The sequence below is a fragment of the Chryseobacterium sp. Tr-659 genome (assembly GCF_011752975.1).
GTDB lineage: Bacteria > Bacteroidota > Bacteroidia > Flavobacteriales > Weeksellaceae > Chryseobacterium.
In genome coordinates this window covers 34,158-52,398 of the sequence record NZ_VWWP01000010.1, presented here as the reverse complement: position 1 = coordinate 52,398, position 18,241 = coordinate 34,158, and the positions used below count along the sequence as shown (strand labels likewise).

At 36.4% G+C, this 18,241-nt stretch carries 18 protein-coding genes; 15 read left to right on the top strand and 3 right to left on the bottom strand.

The window, feature by feature from the left end; all coding sequences use genetic code 11:
* Positions 1–234: 234 nt before the first annotated feature.
* Both pheS and F3J23_RS18770 read right to left on the bottom strand, forming a co-directional pair.
* Positions 235–1,245 carry a phenylalanine--tRNA ligase subunit alpha gene (gene pheS, locus F3J23_RS18775; protein ID WP_167032594.1) on the bottom strand — a complete coding sequence of 337 codons (1,011 nt, stop codon included), beginning with the start codon at positions 1,243–1,245 and terminating at the stop codon, positions 235–237.
* Between the two features lie 127 nt (positions 1,246–1,372).
* Positions 1,373–2,032, bottom strand: coding sequence for a YceI family protein (locus tag F3J23_RS18770; RefSeq protein ID WP_167032592.1), 660 nt, complete (start codon positions 2,030–2,032; stop codon positions 1,373–1,375).
* 75 nt (positions 2,033–2,107) lie between these two features.
* On the opposite strand from F3J23_RS18770, the gene F3J23_RS18765 reads away from it, so the two are divergent.
* Entirely contained in the window at positions 2,108–3,043 is a 936-nt protein-coding gene (locus F3J23_RS18765) for a sulfate/molybdate ABC transporter ATP-binding protein (protein WP_167032590.1), read from the top strand.
* A gap of 310 nt (positions 3,044–3,353) precedes the next feature.
* Here the strand turns inward: F3J23_RS18765 and F3J23_RS18760 are convergent, their stop codons facing one another.
* Positions 3,354–3,698: a zinc ribbon domain-containing protein YjdM gene (locus F3J23_RS18760; protein ID WP_027373877.1), complete on the bottom strand. Its 345-nt coding sequence runs from the start codon at positions 3,696–3,698 to the stop codon at positions 3,354–3,356.
* Between the two features lie 372 nt (positions 3,699–4,070).
* Here F3J23_RS18760 and F3J23_RS18755 point away from each other — a divergent pair, with 372 nt between their 5' ends.
* The 14 genes from F3J23_RS18755 (at position 4,071) to F3J23_RS18690 (ending at position 18,189) form a co-directional block, all read left to right on the top strand.
* Positions 4,071–5,276 carry an RsmB/NOP family class I SAM-dependent RNA methyltransferase gene (locus F3J23_RS18755; RefSeq protein ID WP_167032588.1) on the top strand — a complete coding sequence of 402 codons (1,206 nt, stop codon included), beginning with the start codon at positions 4,071–4,073 and terminating at the stop codon, positions 5,274–5,276.
* 335 nt (positions 5,277–5,611) lie between these two features.
* On the top strand, positions 5,612–7,279 hold the full coding sequence (locus F3J23_RS18750; RefSeq protein WP_167032586.1) for a GLPGLI family protein: 1,668 nt from the start codon (positions 5,612–5,614) through the stop codon (positions 7,277–7,279).
* A gap of 320 nt (positions 7,280–7,599) precedes the next feature.
* The gene (gene asnB / locus F3J23_RS18745) at positions 7,600–9,267 is read left to right on the top strand and encodes an asparagine synthase B (RefSeq protein ID WP_167032584.1); all 1,668 of its coding nucleotides are present in this window, start codon (positions 7,600–7,602) and stop codon (positions 9,265–9,267) included.
* Positions 9,268–9,511: 244 nt separating this feature from the next.
* The gene (locus F3J23_RS18740) at positions 9,512–10,354 is read left to right on the top strand and encodes a hypothetical protein (RefSeq protein ID WP_228455378.1); all 843 of its coding nucleotides are present in this window, start codon (positions 9,512–9,514) and stop codon (positions 10,352–10,354) included.
* A gap of 111 nt (positions 10,355–10,465) precedes the next feature.
* Entirely contained in the window at positions 10,466–11,899 is a 1,434-nt protein-coding gene (locus F3J23_RS18735; protein ID WP_228455377.1) for an MFS transporter, read from the top strand.
* Positions 11,900–12,087: 188 nt separating this feature from the next.
* Positions 12,088–12,963, top strand: a complete 876-nt coding sequence (locus F3J23_RS18730; RefSeq protein ID WP_167032582.1) for a pirin family protein — start codon at positions 12,088–12,090, stop codon at positions 12,961–12,963.
* A 207-nt stretch (positions 12,964–13,170) separates the two neighbouring features.
* Entirely contained in the window at positions 13,171–13,482 is a 312-nt protein-coding gene (locus tag F3J23_RS18725) for a GNAT family N-acetyltransferase (protein ID WP_167032580.1), read from the top strand.
* A 54-nt stretch (positions 13,483–13,536) separates the two neighbouring features.
* Positions 13,537–14,436 carry a pirin family protein gene (locus F3J23_RS18720; protein ID WP_167032578.1) on the top strand — a complete coding sequence of 300 codons (900 nt, stop codon included), beginning with the start codon at positions 13,537–13,539 and terminating at the stop codon, positions 14,434–14,436.
* A gap of 21 nt (positions 14,437–14,457) precedes the next feature.
* Positions 14,458–14,997 (top strand): NADPH-dependent FMN reductase, encoded by a 540-nt coding sequence (locus F3J23_RS18715; protein ID WP_167032576.1) that lies wholly within the window; start codon positions 14,458–14,460, stop codon positions 14,995–14,997.
* The gene (locus F3J23_RS18710; protein WP_167032574.1) at positions 14,990–15,568 is read left to right on the top strand and encodes a TMEM175 family protein; all 579 of its coding nucleotides are present in this window, start codon (positions 14,990–14,992) and stop codon (positions 15,566–15,568) included. The genes F3J23_RS18715 and F3J23_RS18710 overlap by 8 nt, the downstream gene beginning before the upstream one ends.
* A gap of 1 nt (position 15,569) precedes the next feature.
* Positions 15,570–15,788 carry a (4Fe-4S)-binding protein gene (locus F3J23_RS18705; protein ID WP_167032572.1) on the top strand — a complete coding sequence of 73 codons (219 nt, stop codon included), beginning with the start codon at positions 15,570–15,572 and terminating at the stop codon, positions 15,786–15,788.
* Complete coding sequence (locus F3J23_RS18700) at positions 15,788–16,183, top strand: OsmC family protein (protein WP_167032570.1); 396 nt, start codon at positions 15,788–15,790, stop codon at positions 16,181–16,183. The genes F3J23_RS18705 and F3J23_RS18700 overlap by 1 nt, the downstream gene beginning before the upstream one ends.
* Before the next feature lies 1 nt (position 16,184).
* Positions 16,185–16,472, top strand: coding sequence for a GNAT family N-acetyltransferase (locus F3J23_RS18695; RefSeq protein WP_194295750.1), 288 nt, complete (start codon positions 16,185–16,187; stop codon positions 16,470–16,472).
* 157 nt (positions 16,473–16,629) lie between these two features.
* Entirely contained in the window at positions 16,630–18,189 is a 1,560-nt protein-coding gene (locus F3J23_RS18690; RefSeq protein ID WP_167032569.1) for a sodium:solute symporter, read from the top strand.
* Positions 18,190–18,241: the final 52 nt, after the last annotated feature.

Sequence of the window (18,241 nt, the reverse complement as noted above, 5' to 3'; positions counted from 1 at the left end):
TAGGAAATATTTACACTTTTTAAAGCCTAATGTAATATATTTTTAATGTATAAATCTCTATTATAAGGGTATATTAGAAGTTATAACATCTCATTATTTCACAATTTCCATTGAGAATAAGTATACAAACAAACGTGTATAAGTTTTTCAATAAGATCAGTTTTTAGTTACGTTTTGTTTCTTAGGTCAGTAATTAAAAACAAAAAACCTCCGGAGCTCCGGAGGTTTGATTTTTTATAATGTTTTGAACTGTTCCAGTGTTCTGATATCATTTTCAAAGAACATTCTAATGTCGCTCATTTGGTAAAGAAGCATGGTAATTCTTTCTATTCCCATTCCGAATGCATATCCTGAATACTTTTCAGCATCGATATTCACATTCTTAAGAACGGCAGGGTCTACCATTCCACATCCCATGATTTCAAGCCATCCAGTTCCTTTTGTTATTCTGTAATCTGTCTCAGAGTTTAATCCCCAATACACATCAATTTCAGCACTTGGCTCTGTGAATGGGAAGAAAGAAGGTCTCATTCTGATCTTAGATTTTCCGAAAAGCTCAGTGGTAAAGAACTGAATCGTTTGTTTAAGGTCAGCAAAGCTTACATTCTCATCAATATATAATCCTTCAATCTGGTGGAAGATACAGTGAGAACGTGAAGAGATTGCTTCATTTCTGAAAACCCTTCCCGGAGATAAAATTCTGATAGGCGGTTGGTTTTCTTCCATATAACGTGTCTGTACAGAAGAAGTGTGCGTTCTTAAAAGGATATCCGGATTCTGCTCAATAAAGAACGTATCCTGCATATCTCTTGCCGGATGGTATTCCGGAAGATTAAGCGCCGTAAAGTTATGCCAGTCATCTTCAATCTCAGGACCATCTGCTACTGCAAAGCCAATTGATTTGAAGATTTCAATAATTCTGTTTTTTACCAGATTGATCGGATGTCTTGAACCCAATTCCAGAGGAAAAGCAGGTCTTGTAAGATCTTCTTTTTCTATCACAACAGAAGATGCGGAAGCATTTTTCAAATCCTCCAGTTTTACAGCCACAGCCTGCTTCAGAGTGTTGATCTTTTGTCCGAATTCTTTCTTTTGGTCGTTAGGAACTTCTTTAAATTTTTCAAAAAAATCATTCAGAACCCCTTTTTTACCGTTGTACTTGATTCGGAAGTTTTCGATATCTTCCTTAGAGGTAGCATTGAAGCCGTTTACTTCGATCAGTAGTTCTTCTATCTTTTCTATCATTATTTTACCCTTTCAAAATGTTTTGCAAAAATACGACTTTTAAGTTGAATAATAAGTCCGTCATAAAAAAATCTGCCTCTTTTTCGGGAGGCAGACTTCAATCACTTATTTCACTTAAATAAAAAAATTATTTCTTTTCTAAAGCTTTAACGCTGATCTGAAGAGTTACCTCATCTTTAATCACGCCGTTTTCAGCAGGAGCCTGGAATTTTACCCCAAACTCTTCTCTCTTGATATCTTTTGGCTCAGTAGCCACACTTACTTCTCCATCTTTCACAGAAACATTAGCTTTAAACTGAACAGGTTTTGTAATTCCTTTAATGGTTAAATTACCATCCAAAAGAGTATTATAATCTCCTTCTGTGGCCGGAGTTACTTTGGTAATTTCATAAGAAGCTGTCGGAAATTTTTCAACTTCAAAGAAATCTCCACTCTTCAGGTGGCCGTTTAACTTCCCTAAATCTTCCGGGCTGTCTTTCAGATCCACAGAAGTTAAAGAATTCATATCAGCAACAAATTTACCGCTTTCCAGTTTTCCGTCTTTCACCGTCACATCTCCGCTTTCAAATCTGATGGTACCAAAGTGGCTTGTATTTTCAGATTTAAATACTTTATATCCCTTCCATTCAACCTTACTGTTTAGCGTATCCAAAGTGAACTGGCTACCTTCTTTAGTAGTCGTCACCTCATTACTTTCGCTGGTAAGCGGTTTGTCTTTTTTACAAGAAACCATTACAGCAGCAAAGAATAAAGCAGGAATAGCTAACGAAAACAGTTTTTTTCTCATTTTTGATTTATTTTTATTACTTCCGCTAATATAATAAAAAAAATTATGTTTTCATAAAAACCTTACATTTGTAATATGCTATTAGAAATAAACAATTTATTTTTCTCTCACAACAAAGAAAAACCCCTGTTTCAGAACCTTAATCTGAGGTTTGAAGAAAACAGAATTATTGCCCTTGCAGGAGAAAGCGGATGCGGAAAATCTACACTTCTGAGCCTGATTTACGGCCTTCTTGATTGGGAGAGCGGAGAAATTATTTTTAGCGGAACAAAGCTTTTGGGACCGAAAGGAAATCTTGTTCCCGGAGAAGCTGAAATGAAATTCGTGGCACAGAATTTTGACCTTATGCCCTATGCTACCGTTGCTGAAAACGTGGGAAAATTTATTTCAAATATCAATTTAGCACAAAAAAAAGAAACAGTAATGGAACTTCTTGAAGTAGTAGGGCTTCAGGAGTATGCCCATGTACTTCCTAAGTATCTAAGCGGAGGCCAGCAGCAAAGAGTAGCCATTGCCAGAGCATTATCTGTACTTCCGAAACTTCTAATTCTTGATGAACCTTTCAGTAACCTGGATTTTCCAAGAAAAATTGAACTTAGAGAAAGACTTTTCCGGTATGTGAAGCAACATGGAGTTTCTTTGATCATCTCTACTCATGAGCTTCAGGATATCATGCCATGGCTGGATCAAATTGTTATTCTTCAGGATGGAAGATTAATCCAGAATGACAGTCCGGAAGAAACCTACCGATATCCTTACAATACTTACGTAGCGAAATTGTTTGGAGAAGTAAACATCTTTAATGAAGCAGAAACAGCAGATTTTCAGCTTCCAAAATCCACCTACTACCCCAAGGAAGTGAAAATTACAGAAAACGGTATTGAAGCTGAAATACTTGAAAGCAGATTTGCAGGAAATTATTACTGGAATAAACTGAGAGCAAAAGAAAAAGAACTTGTAATCTACACTGATGAAAAAATATCAGGGGTTATCAATATTTCGTTTATTTAAGAGCTAAACTGTAAAGGAGTTAAAAAGCAAAAGACAAAATCGTGAAACAGATAATCACACGAATAAACAATGCTGCCATTTCCCTGTTTTACCGCTTTATCGTTCCATACATAACTCATACATTCACTTATACTTACATCATAAAAAAAATACAAACATAAGAAGTTATTATAAAACTTTTTCTTACATTTGTATTTCCACAGCATAAGGAAATTTTTGGTTAATTCTCTTTCTGCCTTACTAGACGGACATTAGCAATCTTGCAATTAAGTCTTTTTGAAAGATTACACTGTCCAATTCTTTCCTTTTTTTATGCCTTCTTTACAAACTCTGACTTTAATGCCATTGCTCCGAAGCCATCAATCTTACAATCAATATTATGATCACTTCCGGGTCTTAAACGGATATTCTTCACTTTAGTACCTGCTTTTACCGGTTTTGGCGCTCCCTTTACAGGAAGATCTTTTACCACAACAACAGAATCTCCATCCTGAAGTTCATTTCCGTTAGAGTCCAATATCTTTCCTTCATTAGCAGCTTCAGAAGCTGCCTCCTCAGGGTTCCATTCATAGAAACACTGGGAACATACCATCATATTATCGCTCGGATATGTAAATTCAGAACTGCATTTTGGACAAAGTACTGTATCACTCATATTTTATTTTTTTACAAAGGTAGAGCTTTTTGGAGGTTGAAGTCAAGAGGAGCACCAGAGTAGTCAGCAGCTATTTTTTATTTCGGAAAATCGGTATTGACTTTATTGTGAATATAAAAAATACGCGCTACGGTTCGCTAAGACATTTCATTGAGCTAAGATTAAGATACTAAATGTCCTTGCTGAGTGAAACGCCTTTGTGAAATTAAAACAATAGCATATCAAGAATTCTTTGCGAACCTGGCGTTATAATAAAAAAACGGACGGTAAACCATTCCACTGTCCACATTCCATTTTCAAACTCTCCCCTCCAAAATCCAAACTCTCAATTAAAAGTCGTATTTTTGCAGATTCAAACAGCGAAGCAAATTTATGGAACTTATTCACAGAAACTTGGCGATCGGAATTCACGATGCCTTACAGGAGACATTTTTTGAGAAAAACAAATATGCCGATAAAGTTATTGAAAGACTTTTGAAAGCTAACAAAAAATGGGGAAGCCAGGACAGAGCTGTTGTTTCTGAGATTTTCTACAATATTATCCGTTGGAAAAAACGCCTTGAATACTACATGGGTGAAGGTGTAAAACCCAACAATATTTACAAACTGATTATTGCATATCTACTTTGGAGCAAAACCAATTATAAAAAATTTGAAGAATTCGACGGAATCAAAATCGCCGATATTCTTACAAAGCTTAAAAAGAATACTGTTCCTACGAAGGCAATAGAACATTCCATTCCTGAATGGCTGGCTGAAACCCTTGAAAAAGAGCTTGGCGCTAACTGGGAAAGAGAAATGATCGCTTTAAATGAGCAGGCTCCTACCGTTTTAAGAGCTAATTCTTTAAGAACAACGACTAAAGAACTGATCTCTGACCTTTCAGACGAAGGGGTTGTGTCTTTTCCTATTAAAAATTATCCTGATGCTGTACAGTTGGAAGAAAAGAAGAATGTCTTCCTTACTACAGCTTTTAAAGAGGGGTTATTTGAGGTTCAGGATGCTTCTTCACAGAAAATCGGGTATTTCCTTGATGTAAAAGAAGGGCAGAGAGTTGTTGATGCGTGTGCCGGTGCAGGAGGAAAAACACTTCACCTGGCGGCATTAATGAAGAACAAAGGTCAAATTGTAGCATTAGATATTTTCGACTGGAAACTTGCCGAACTGAAACGCCGCGCCAAAAGAGCAGGAGCTCACAATATTGAAACCCGTATGATTTCTGATAATAAAGTGATCAAGCGTCTTCATGAAAAAGCAGACAGATTGTTGATTGATGCACCATGTTCAGGACTTGGAGTTTTAAAAAGAAACCCGGACAGCAAGTGGAAAATTGACCAGGATTTTATTGACAGAATCAAAAAGGAACAGCAACAAATCCTTCAAGACTATTCTAAAATGCTTAAAAAAGGAGGAAAAATGGTATATGCAACATGTTCCATCCTTCCTTCTGAAAATAATCTGCAGGTAGAAGAATTCATCAAGAATAATCCAGGATTCAAAATGATTAAAGATGAAAAAGTAATGCCTAGCGAAGGGTATGACGGATTCTATATGGCTTTGATTGAGAGAGTTTCTTAATCAGACCTACCATATCAACTTATCAACTACTCCATTTCGGGGTAGTTTTTTATTTTAAAAAGGTTGGGAGCTTGAGGAAGGAAGCTGGAAGTTAGAAAGGAAGGAAGGAAATTGATAAAGAATAAATATCCATTCCTTTTTTATATTTGATTTTATGCTAATTATCAGTAATCACAACCGAAAAAAGCTTCCAGCTCCTAGCTCCCGGCTTCCAACTTCTAAAAATTGTAACATCTTTTGTAACAATTAGTGTATTATTGTCTACTAATTATCTAGATTAAAACCGTTTTGTAACTGAGAAAAGTTAGAATAACTTTGCAGCAAATCATCTATCTATGTATAAAAAGATTGTACTCAATTTTCTGGCCCTGTTCCTATTCTGTCTGTCTTCTGCACAGACTTATGAAATTCAATACACCAGTTCTTACAATGGAAAAATTTTATCTGATCAGCCTGCTACCATTGTTTGGGTTAATGATAAGGAAAACTTTATTGTAAATGCAACCATCAAAGAGCAAAAAAGCAGCTACCCATTTGAAATTACGAAAGTAGAAAAACCATCAAATACTGTGGTTTCATATGCATTTTTAAAACCGGCCTCCGTTATTTCAACTTCTGATCCCGAATCTGTAGGAAAGCAAACATTTGAATTCACCAGTGAAACCAAAAAGATTCTTGGATACAATTGTAAAAAAGCAATTACAAAAATCAACTCAAATACTATTGAAATCTGGTACACCAATGATCTGAAACTTAAAGGCGGACCTTCTGTTTTGGGACAGGATCTCGGATTGGTACTGGAAGTGGAAAGAAATAAAAATTCTTTAATCACAGCCGGTTCCATTAAAAAAATCAAAAATACCGGAATTGAAAATATTCTGAAAGGAAATATACAGACAACAGATCAGTTAGGGTACAGAGACCTTCTCTGGAAAAGCAGATTTACCACACTGAATGTTTTTGATAATGAAACGATCAATTTTTCCGATGCTTCAAAATCTGATGATCAGATAAAAAGATACGCTAACGGAACTATCATTCTTAAAAAAATAAAATTTCCTGTTATCACCGAAGGGGAAAATATCTTTGTGGAATTGAAGCAACAATCCAACGGAGATGCTTATGACAGAACCGGAACTGTATTTTTTATCCCGCAGGATAAAGAAAAATCTTTCTTTGACGGGTTGGAAAAAGGAGCAAAGACACTTCCTGTTTATGAAAACGGAAATGGAAAACAATATTATGGAGTAACGGCTACAGACAATTATAATCCGGCTATGGAAATGATGAGATTCTTTACCGCATTCGGAATCCAGCAGTTCAATCATATTCAGCTTAAAGGAAAAACCTGGCAGACCATCAGTCCTTACCGTGAAGATATTACAGAATTAAAACCTGCATTATCTGGAAAAGAACTTTGGATAGGTACGTTTATCGGGAATTATGATAAAGGCGGACATAAAGTAAGCCTTGATATCACGATTCATAAAAGTGATCAGACTGTTTATAAAAATAATACGGCTATCCCTTTATTTAATACTTTAAATATTATGGAAATGGCCGGGCAGGACTACTCTACAATGTTTAACCAGGATAAAGGGCTTATGGTTGATTTTACATTACAAAAAGACCTGAAAAACGCTCAGCTAAGATATACCACTACGGGACACGGAGGTTGGGAAAACGGAGATGAATTTGTTCCTAAAGCCAACTCTATATTTATAGATGGTAAACCTGTATTTTCTTTTATCCCTTGGAGAACAGATTGTGGCTCCTACCGACTTTACAATCCTGCTTCGGGAAATTTCCAGGACGGGCTTTCCTCTTCAGACCTCAGCAGATCAAACTGGTGTCCGGGAACAGTTACCAATCCTAACTTTATTCCCCTTGGTGATTTGAAAGCCGGCAAACATACTATACAGATCAAAATTCCGCAAGGACCGACCGAAGGGACAAGTTTCAGTTCATGGAATGTTTCGGGAACGTTACTGGGGGTACAATAAAAACAAAACCTTCTTGCATGAGAATTGCAAGAAGGTAAAAACACAAATGATGAAAAAAAATTATTTCGAGCCACAAAGTAAGGGGTAAAATTCATATAATAAATTACCATAGATTAATAAATATGTCATTTTTATTTCGTATAGAGAACTCATCAATTCTGGCTCAACGAAAAAAATCAATCAAAAACATGCAAATCAGCACAAATAGTTAAAATTTTTAACTTAAAATCACTAATTAATTAAAAAAATTCATATTTAAACATTTTTCATTGTTATTTATAAACATCACTTCTACATTTGCTCCATAAATAATCAAAAATATGTGTGGAATAGTATGTTTATTTGACGCCAAACAGAAAACCGAAGTATTAAGACCCCAGGTTTTGGAAATGTCAAAAAAAATCCGTCACAGAGGACCGGATTGGAGCGGAGTTTTTCAGGATGAAAAAGTGGTTTTCTCTCACGAAAGACTTGCCATTGTTGATCCTACATCAGGAAAACAGCCCTTATTTACAAAAAACGGAAAAATAGTATTAGCCGTAAACGGTGAAATCTATAACCATAGAGAACTGAAAGAAGAATTTCCTGATTATGAGTTTCAGACTCAGTCTGACTGTGAAGTCATTTTGGCTCTCTATCAAAAATATGGAAAAGATTTTGTTGAAAAACTGAACGGCATCTTTGCATTTGCTTTATATGATACTGAAAATGATGTCTATCTTATTGCCCGTGATCATATGGGAATCTGCCCTTTATACCAGGGTTGGGACAAAAATGGGAACTATTATGTAGCTTCTGAATTAAAAGCACTTGAAGGCGTTTGCAAAAAAATCGAAACATTTTTACCAGGTCACCTTGTTTACAGTAAAGACGGAGCTGAACTTCAGCAATGGTATGCAAGAGACTGGGACAGTTTTGATCACGTAAAAGAAAATGAAACGGATATTGCAAAATTGAGAAAAGGTCTCGAGGATGCAGTTCACAGACAACTGATGAGTGATGTTCCTTATGGAGTACTTCTTTCAGGTGGACTGGATTCTTCTGTTATTTCAGCAATCACGGCAAAATTTGCAAGACAAAGAATAGAAAGCGGAGACACACAGGAAGCCTGGTACCCGCGACTTCACAGTTTTGCCGTAGGACTTGTAGGCTCGCCTGACCTTGCTGCGGCACAAAAAGCTGCGGAACATATAGGATCTGTACACCATGAAGTTAATTTCACTGTTCAGGAGGGGCTGGATGCTGTACGTGATGTTATTTACCACCTTGAAACCTATGATGTAACTACCATTAGGGCATCCACGCCAATGTATCTTCTCGCAAGAGTCATCAAATCTATGGGGATCAAAATGGTTCTTTCGGGAGAAGGTTCTGATGAATTGTTTGGAGGCTATTTGTACTTCCATAAGGCTCCTGATGCTAAAGAATTTCATGATGAAACGGTACGAAAACTTGGAAAAATTCACCTTTATGACTGTTTAAGAGCCAATAAAGCATTAATGAGCTGGGGAATCGAAGGAAGAGTCCCTTTCCTTGATAAAGAATTCATGGATATCGCCATGACTATTAACCCCAAAGATAAAATGATCAATACTGCTGAAGGAAAAATTGAAAAATGGGTTTTAAGAAAAGCTTTTGAGGATATTCTTCCGGATTCTATTGTATGGAGACAAAAAGAACAGTTCTCCGATGGTGTTGGATATTCCTGGATCGATACTTTAAAAGAAGTGGCTGAAAAAGAAGTTACGGATGAAATGATGGCCAATGCAAGATTCAGATTCCCGTTAAACACACCTCAAAATAAGGAAGAATACAGATACAGAACTATTTTCGAAGAGCATTTCCCAAGTGAAACCGCAGCCGCAACCGTTCCGTCTGTTCCGTCTGTAGCCTGCTCCACTCCTATTGCTCTAGAATGGGATGAAGCCTTCAAGAAAATGAACGATCCAAGCGGAAGAGCAGTGAAAGTACATGAGACGTCTTATTAAGAAGTGAGATTTGTCAATAGTGAATGGTCAATCCGCTGCGCTTATGAATTTTTACAACTTCAAATAATTCATCATTCAGTTGTGAAGCAAAACTGACGATTGACATTTTTCCCTTCAAATACCTAACTCTCTCAGTTATAATTTATCAATCCTGTAGCAATACGGGATTTTTTCTTGTATTAACGATAATAATATAGCATAATTTAACTGACAATCCAAAATAATATCTAATAAATAATTATATTTGGAAAACGAAAATATCAATTATAAAAAAATGAGAAGAAACCTTACTGTTTTATTTGCCTTATTATCCATCAGTTTTGCTTTTGGACAAGGAAAATATGGCAAATATCTGAACTCCAAAAAGCTTGCTTTAGCTTATAAAAGTGTGAAAGACCAGGATAAAGACGACTATTATCAGCAATTCTATTGGCTGGTAAAAGCGGAACAGCTTAAAACTTATCCTCACTTAAAAGACATCAAGCCTGTTGTTTTATATGAATTTGTTAAATATGTAAATCCTCAGAATCCTACCAAAAAGCTGGATGCCAGAGGTAAGGAACTGAGAGCTACGGCAGAATTATCTTTAAATCAATATTTCAAAAACAAGAAATTTGAGAACAATTCTGTTTTGATGTATAACCTTGAAACTTACGTTGATCCTTCCAAAGGACAGTATTATACTAAAGTTGATCCTGAAAAAATCAAGGAACTGGTTCCTAAAGAATTGTTTGCCTTCAACTCTTTCAACAGAAATATAGGAGAAGAAAAAACATATTATCTGTGGATTGATAAGAAAAAAGATGATTTAAATATTGTGGATATCATTCCTAGTGAAAAAGAAGATAAAGCATTCTATACAAGATTAAAACAATATCTTCCAAGCTATAAATTCTCAAAATATGTTCCTACTGTAAAAAAAGGAAACAAATCTGACAAAACAGACATCGAGTATTATTATATCATGCCGTTTGAGCAGAATACCGATAATATTGAATATAAAACCAAGGATTTCAAAACCTTTACTTTAAGCCAGTACAGAAAAGCCGGTGATGAATGGAAAGGAGTAGAAAAACCTAGAAAATAAATCAAAAAGTCCTGTGAAATCTCGCAGGACTTTTTTAATTTTATATGGATTTCCTGATCTAAGGATCAAACCGCTTAAAGTAAGCACGTTTTCAAATATAAATAAGCCTGGATGTTTTCTGAATATTCCAGCCTATACGAAATGACAGAAACAAGCACACGACAGACATCCATAAAGAAAATACTTCCTCTGATTCTGGCCACCGCTATTTTCATGCAGATGCTGGATTCAACCATTCTCAATACTTCCCTGCCTTCGATTGCCAAAGATCTCAACGAATCTCCGCTTAATATGCAGAACGCTATCATCAGTTATGTTCTGACATTAGCCGTTTTCATGCCCGCCAGCGGATTTCTGGCGGATAGGTTCGGGACTAAGAAAGTATTTATCTTTTCTCTGGTATTGTTCAGTTTGGGCTCTTTATTCTGCTCTTTGTCTCAAAATCTTACACATTTGGTTATTTCAAGAGTAATACAAGGTGTGGGAGGAAGTTTGATGACGCCTGTTGGAAAGCTGGCTCTGATAAAAACCTTTGACAAAAATGAACTGCTTAAAGCCATGAATTTCGCTATTATCCCGGCACTTATTGGTCCCGTATTGGGGCCATTAGTAGGAGGTTATATGGTTGATTATCTTTCATGGCACTGGATCTTCCTGATCAATATTCCAATTGGCCTTTTAGGAATTCTTTTAGGATTAAGATTTATGCCCAATTACAAATCTGATGATGTGGATTTTGATTTAAAAGGATTCCTGATCTTTGCTGCTGCTTCCCTGCTTCTTTCCATTTCCCTGGAACTGTTTGGTGACATGCAGAATATCACGCCGGTACTTCTTGTATTTATTATGGGATTTCTATTCCTTTATTATTATTACAAGCATGCAAAGAGAGGAGGAAATCCTATTTTCCCTCTGAACCTGTTTCAGGTAAGAACCTTCCGGGTAGGAATTGTAGGAAACCTCGCTACAAGATTAGGGATCAGTTCTGTTCCTTTGCTGCTTCCCCTGATGATTCAGATTGCATACAAACAGTCTGCAGTAACTTCCGGCTGGATCATTGCGCCAATGGCACTTACGGCTATATTCGGAAAATCTTCAGTAATTAAAATCTTAGATAAATATGGCTATCGTCAGACCTTAATGGTAAACACTTTCATCATCGGAACTCTTATTTGCTTATTGGCCATTCCCAATATCCACACTTCATTATACTGGTTTATTCCAATTATTGCCGTGTTAGGTTTTTTCAACTCCATTCAGTTTACCTCAATGAATACTATTTCCATTGCTGATCTCCGGAATTTTCAGACAAGCAGTGGAAACTCCCTGATATCAGTCAACCAACAGCTGGCTATTGGTTTTGGAATTGCTTTTGGATTAATTGTTTTAAAATTATTTGAAAATACAGACCTCATCAAAGGGGAAATTCACAATGCATTCAGGTATACATTTCTTACGGTAGGGATACTTACCATTCTATCAGGGTTTGTATTCAGAAGACTGCATATTTCAGATGGAAAAAATATGAAATCGAAAGAGGAGTAATAGGGTGAAGAGGCAAAAAGCGAAAGGGTAAAAAGGCAAATTTACTATTTCCGCTATTTTGCGGTTTCACTATTTTGCAGTTTTGCTATTTTTCCTTTCTTCCTTTTCACTCCCTTACGAACTTATCACAGATCAATGCATTTCGCAGATAACTATGGTACTTTTGTTTCTATAAAATCAACAATATTATGGCAACTAAAAAAGTAGAAATCGTAGTATCTCCAAGACCTGCACACTTTGTAGGTGATGGTTTTAGGGTGCATAATTTTATTCCAGGCGTACATGGATTAGACATGAAAAGAATGGATCCGTTCATTATGCTTGATTACAATTCGAAATTTCACTTCAATGGTTCAGACAGACCAAGAGGAGTGGGAGTACATCCGCACAGAGGTTTCGAAACCGTAACCATAGCCTATAATGGAAAAGTAGAACATCACGACAGTGCCGGCGGCGGCGGAATCATTGGAGAAGGTGACGTACAGTGGATGACCGCGGCAAAGGGCGTTCTTCATAAAGAATATCACGAAACGGAATGGGCGAAAGAAGGAGGAATATTTCAGATGGTTCAGCTTTGGGTAAACCTTCCGGCAAAAGATAAAATGAGCAATCCGAAATATCAGGCTATTGAAAACTCTAAAATGGAAAGGGTAGATTTAGGTAATAATGGTTTTGTGGAGGTTATTGCAGGAGAATATGACGGGCATAAAGGTCCGGCTACCACTTTTACCCCGGTTCATATGATGAATGCCAAACTTACAGCAGGTGGAAAAGCAGATTTTAATTTTCCTGCTCATTTCAATACTGCAGCTTTAGTTATTGAAGGAAGCATCATCATTAATGGAGAAGAAAAAGTGAATGCAGATCATTTTGCTTTGTTTAAAAACGAAGGAGAAACTTTCACAATTGAAGCAAAAGAAAATTCTATTGTTCTTATCATCAGCGGTGAGCCAATTAATGAACCAATCTATCCTCACGGACCTTTTGTAATGAACTCCAGAGAAGAAATCATGCAGGCTTTCGAAGACTTCAATACCGGAAAATTCGGATACCTGGAAGATTAAAAGAATTAAATTTCCCTTAATCTTATATTACTCCTTTTTTTATTAACTTTATATAATGCTGTAGGGTAACCTACAAAAAAGGAATAAATTTTATAAAATAACAAAGATGACAAGCCTTACAGGTTTTTGATACCTGTAAGGTTTAGTTATCATAACAAATAAAAATATGCTTTCCTGCGGAAGCTTTCCACTTTTAATAGAAAAATTATGAAACCTGAATTTGAAAATATACCTCTTATAAAAACTGAAAAAAGATTTGAAATAGAAATTAACGGACATTATGCATTTATTGATTACCGTGAAACGATGCATCAAATTGCTCTGGTACACACCGAAGCAGACCAGGAACTTGCAGGAACGGGAGCCGCTGCTGCAGTGGTAGAAAAAACACTGAATTATATTGAAGAAAGCGGCAAGAAGCTTCTGCCGTTCTGTCCGTACGTTTTTGCATTCATTAAAAAACATCCGGAATGGAAACGTATTGTTGACGAAAGATTTGAAGGATATGATAAGCTTTAAATCTTCATATAATCATTTCAGTTATTAAAAAAATTAAAAAAGTATAGCAATATTATGTCAAATATCGGACTTATCATTGAAGAAAAAGCAGCAGATATAGGAAACTTTCTGGTAGGAAGACTTCTTCCCTTCCGTGAGAAAAGAGCAGTAGGACCTTTCGTTTTCATTGACCACATGGGGCCTTCTGAATTAAAAGATTATCAGAATCTTGATGTTCCACCACATCCGCATATCGGTCTGTCTACTTTAACGTATCTTTTGGAAGGATCTATCTTCCACAGAGACAGTATTGGAAGTGCTATTGAAATAAAACCGGGAGCCGTGAACTGGATGACCGCCGGAAAAGGTGTTGTTCATTCTGAGAGAACTCCTGAATATTTAAGACACAGTGATAAAAGACTTCACGGATTTCAGATCTGGGTGGGCCTTCCTAAGCATCTTGAACAATCTGAGCCTACTTTTCATCATATTGAAGCGGATGATATTCCGGTTTGGGAGGAAGACGGAATTCAGTATAAATTAATTGCCGGTGAAGCATTCGGAAGAAAATCTCCGGTTCCGGTTCACAGTAAATTATTTTTCATTGAGATCAAAACAAAAGAAGCCAAGAGAATAAGCATTGGAAAAGATCTTTATGGAGAAGCTGCCATGTATGTTCTGGACGGAACTGTAACTACGGAAGGCAATTCTTACGGTTCAAAGCAGCTCATGATCGCTAAAGACACCAAACTTTGTGAATTTGATATGAGCGAAAACGGTACAGTTTACCTTTTTGGGGGCGAACCTTTTGATGAAGAGCGCTTTATATTCTGGAACTTTGTCAATTCTGATAAGGAAATGATTGACCAGGCAAAAGTAAACTGGAATGATCAGAATCATGACGCATTTCCTTTGGTTCCGGGTGATGAAACTGAATATGTTCCACTTCCCAAAGCTATTTTAAACAGAAAATAATTCCAATTCAGAATATCAGCCATGAAAATATTAGCATTTGCAGGAAGCAGCTCTTCCACTTCTATCAACAGGGAACTGGTAAAATTTGTTCTAAAAGATTTTCAAAATGAGGAAATCAATCTAATAGACCTTAACGATTTCACTATGCCTGTTTTTTCTGTAGATCTTGAAAAAAAGGGGTTTCCGAATGAGGCACATCAGTTTTTAGAAGTAATTGAAGCATGTGATGTTATTATATGCTCTCTTGCGGAACATAACCGGTCTTACAGTGCTGCATTTAAAAATGTTTTCGACTGGGCCTCCAGGATTAATGTAAAAGTATTTCAAAATAAACCTATGCTGCTCATGAGTACTTCTCCCGGTGGCTATGGCGGCGGTAATGTGATGAATACGGCAAAAACCTTTTTCCCGCAGTTTGCAGCAGATATCAAGGATACTTTTTCACTTCCGAAATTCTATGAAAATTTTGATCTGGAAAGCGGCGTTATTAATCCTGATATGCTGAATGAATTGAAAGCAAAGATTGAAAACTTTAAAAATGAAATAAAGATCAATGACTAAGGGAAGATTAGAAGCCTTCAGTGATGGTGTTTTAGCCATCATTATCACCATTATGGTACTTGAATTGAAAGTACCGGAAGGAGGCAGCTGGGCAAGTCTCAAACCTCTTATGCCGAAGTTTCTGGCTTATATCTTCAGTTTTATTTATGTGGGAATCTATTGGAACAATCATCATCATTTATTTCAGACTGTAAGGAAAGTGAATGGCGGAATTCTATGGGCCAATCTTCATTTGCTGTTCTGGCTGTCTCTGATGCCGATTGCAACGGAATGGATCGGCACCACAAGATTTGCAGAAAACCCAGTGGCAGCCTATGGTGTAGGCCTTATCATGTGTGCTATTGCTTACACTATTCTGGAAAACCTGATCATCCGGTATGAAGGTGAAAGCTCAAAGCTTAAAGAAGCTATTCATTCTAAAACAAAAGAGTATATCTCCATCATATTTTACGTTCTCGGAATCGCTACTTCATTTTTTTATCCTTATATTGCCATAGGTTTTTATTATATCGTGGCTCTCATATGGCTGATTCCGGACAGAAGAATCGAAAAATCATTAAAAGACAATTAATATGGAAACACACGAATATCCCAACGGCGACATTACTGTCATCTGGCAGCCTCATAAGTGTATCCACTCGGCTGTATGTGTAAAATTGCTTCCCAAAGTCTATAATCCTAAGGAAAGACCTTGGATAAAAGCAGAAAATGCAAGTCCGGAAGAATTAAGAAAACAGATAGATCAATGCCCTTCCGGAGCATTAAGTTATAAATTCAATACAGAAAAATAATGGCGGTAACGGTAAAAGCAAGTTTAGGAAAAACAAAATATTATACGGAAGTAACAGCTGGAGAGAACCAGATCATCACCGATGAGCCTGTTGATAAAGGCGGCCAAAATAAAGGATTTAATCCTTTGGAAATTCTGGCTACTTCACTGGCAAGCTGTACGGCTGCTACTTTAAGAATGTATATCGAAAGAAAAGAATGGGATGTGGAAAACATCAATGTGGAAGTGGAACTTGAAAATTTCCCGTTAACCAAAAGAGCGGTTTTCAAAAGAGATATCAGCTTTGAAGGAATTCTGGATGATGAGCAGAGGAAAAGACTGCACACCATTGCCGATGCATGCCCGGTTCACAAAATATTAACCAACGACATAGAAATACTAACTAAATTCTCATAACATGATCGAAGTAAAACAAAACAACGACGAAAAACACGGAAGTTTTGAAGCTTTCATAGATGGAAGGCGCGCAGGAATGATGACGTATACCTGGGCGGGAGAAGAAAGATTTATTATAGACCACACCGAGGTGGAAGAAGCCTACAACGGAAAAGGTGTAGGTAAGGAAATGCTTTTGGCAGCTGTAGATTTTGCCAGGAAAAACGGGAAAAAGATTATTCCCCTCTGCCCTTTCGCGAAAGCAAGCTTCCAAAAGAGTCCGGAACTTCAAGATGTTCTGGTGAACTAATCCCTGTTTTCACCCTTACAATACAACCTTTCAGAAATATTTCTGGAAGGTTTTTATTTTTCAAGCACAGAATTAGTTTATTATTCTGTACACTATTCACCATTCACGATTCGCGATCGATCTTTTTTATATATTTGCTGAAATTTAAAATGTAAGCATGAATCCAGGAACTATCCTTTTGCTATTTGTTTTTATCTATTTTATCGGACTTTTAGTGATTTCTTATTTCACCAGCCGGAATTCTGATAATCAGTCATTCTTTATCGGTAATAAAAAAAGTAAATGGTGGCTCGTTGCATTCGGGATGATTGGAACCAGTTTAAGTGGTGTAACATTCATTTCAGTTCCGGGAACGGTTGGGAAAATGACCGGTTCAGAATATATCTACGGCGGTTTTGAATACTATATGATGGTAATAGGCTTTTTCATAGGCTATTTTATTGTTGCTGCCATTTTGCTGCCATTGTATTATAAAATGAATCTGACTTCCATTTATACGTATTTGGGCAAGCGATTCAATGTGGAAGCCCATAAAATAGGTTCTATATTCTTTATTATTTCAAGAGCTATTGGTGCCACGGCAAGGTTATATCTTGTAGTGAATGTTTTACAGATCTTTTTACTTGAAGGATTAGGTGTTCCGTTTTGGGTAACATCTCTTGTACTCCTGTTAATGGTACTTCTCTATACTTTTGAAGGAGGAGTAAAAACGATTGTCATTACAGATACTTTGCAGACTTCTTTTATGATCATCAGTTTAGTGGCATGTATTGTTTATATTTTATCTAATCTGAATTTATCTTTTGGAGAAGCATATACCATTCTGGAGCAGAAAAACTATACTCATTTTATCAATTTTGATCCTAACTCCAAGACATTTTTCCTTAAAACGATTTTGGGAGGAATTTTTATAACAATCGCTATGACGGGTCTGGATCAGGAGATGATGCAGAAAAACATTTCTGTGGATAACCTTAAGAACTCTAAAAAAAATATGCTGACTTTTGCAGGAACACTTCTTTTGGTGAATCTTGCGTTCTTATTTCTTGGGGGATTACTTTATCTTTTCGCTTTACAGCATGGTGCAGAATACGGAACGATTAAATCTGAAACAATAACCAATATATTCGGGTTTAAAGACACAGCAGGAAATATTAAAAATATTATGGGAGACGACCTTTTCCCGGCTTTATCTCTTCAGGGATATTTCCCGATGGCTATTTCCGTCATCTTTATTATCGGATTAATCTCAGCTTTATTCCCTTCTGCTGATGGGGCTTTAACAGCGGTAACCAGTTCTTACTGCGTAGACCTTTTAAATTTAAATGAAGATAAAACCAAAACTGAAAAAGAGAAAAAAACTCTTCGTATGAAAGTTCATTTAATTTTTACTGTGGTTTTCTTTATTCTGATTATGGTTTTCAAAGCGTTGAATGACAAATCCATTGTTTATCTGATCATGGAAATTGCAGGATATACATACGGCCCTCTTCTTGGACTTTTTGCTTTTGGAATTTTCACCAAATTTAAGATATCAAGAAAGTATTCAATTCTGGCTGTAACTATTTTGGCTCCTATCCTTACTTATCTGATCAATTTGGCAGTAACTACTTATACCGATTACAAAATCGGGGTAGAACTGATTGTTCTCAACGGACTATTGACGTTCATTGGTTTATGGCTGGTGAAGGATAAACAATATTTAAGAGTAGTTTAAAAATAAAAACGGCTGTTTTCAGAGATTGAAAACAGCCGTTTCACTTGTTATA

Coding starts and splice junctions, on each gene's coding strand:
- pheS (WP_167032594.1), bottom strand. CDS start 1,245: ATGATAGAAAAGATAGAAGAACTACTGATCGAAGTAAACGGCTTCAAT.
- F3J23_RS18770 (WP_167032592.1), bottom strand. CDS start 2,032: ATGAGAAAAAAACTGTTTTCGTTAGCTATTCCTGCTTTATTCTTTGCT.
- F3J23_RS18765 (WP_167032590.1), top strand. CDS start 2,108: ATGCTATTAGAAATAAACAATTTATTTTTCTCTCACAACAAAGAAAAA.
- F3J23_RS18760 (WP_027373877.1), bottom strand. CDS start 3,698: ATGAGTGATACAGTACTTTGTCCAAAATGCAGTTCTGAATTTACATAT.
- F3J23_RS18755 (WP_167032588.1), top strand. CDS start 4,071: ATGGAACTTATTCACAGAAACTTGGCGATCGGAATTCACGATGCCTTA.
- F3J23_RS18750 (WP_167032586.1), top strand. CDS start 5,612: ATGTATAAAAAGATTGTACTCAATTTTCTGGCCCTGTTCCTATTCTGT.
- asnB (WP_167032584.1), top strand. CDS start 7,600: ATGTGTGGAATAGTATGTTTATTTGACGCCAAACAGAAAACCGAAGTA.
- F3J23_RS18735 (WP_228455377.1), top strand. CDS start 10,466: ATGTTTTCTGAATATTCCAGCCTATACGAAATGACAGAAACAAGCACA.
- F3J23_RS18730 (WP_167032582.1), top strand. CDS start 12,088: ATGGCAACTAAAAAAGTAGAAATCGTAGTATCTCCAAGACCTGCACAC.
- F3J23_RS18725 (WP_167032580.1), top strand. CDS start 13,171: ATGAAACCTGAATTTGAAAATATACCTCTTATAAAAACTGAAAAAAGA.
- F3J23_RS18720 (WP_167032578.1), top strand. CDS start 13,537: ATGTCAAATATCGGACTTATCATTGAAGAAAAAGCAGCAGATATAGGA.
- F3J23_RS18715 (WP_167032576.1), top strand. CDS start 14,458: ATGAAAATATTAGCATTTGCAGGAAGCAGCTCTTCCACTTCTATCAAC.
- F3J23_RS18710 (WP_167032574.1), top strand. CDS start 14,990: ATGACTAAGGGAAGATTAGAAGCCTTCAGTGATGGTGTTTTAGCCATC.
- F3J23_RS18705 (WP_167032572.1), top strand. CDS start 15,570: ATGGAAACACACGAATATCCCAACGGCGACATTACTGTCATCTGGCAG.
- F3J23_RS18700 (WP_167032570.1), top strand. CDS start 15,788: ATGGCGGTAACGGTAAAAGCAAGTTTAGGAAAAACAAAATATTATACG.
- F3J23_RS18695 (WP_194295750.1), top strand. CDS start 16,185: ATGATCGAAGTAAAACAAAACAACGACGAAAAACACGGAAGTTTTGAA.
- F3J23_RS18690 (WP_167032569.1), top strand. CDS start 16,630: ATGAATCCAGGAACTATCCTTTTGCTATTTGTTTTTATCTATTTTATC.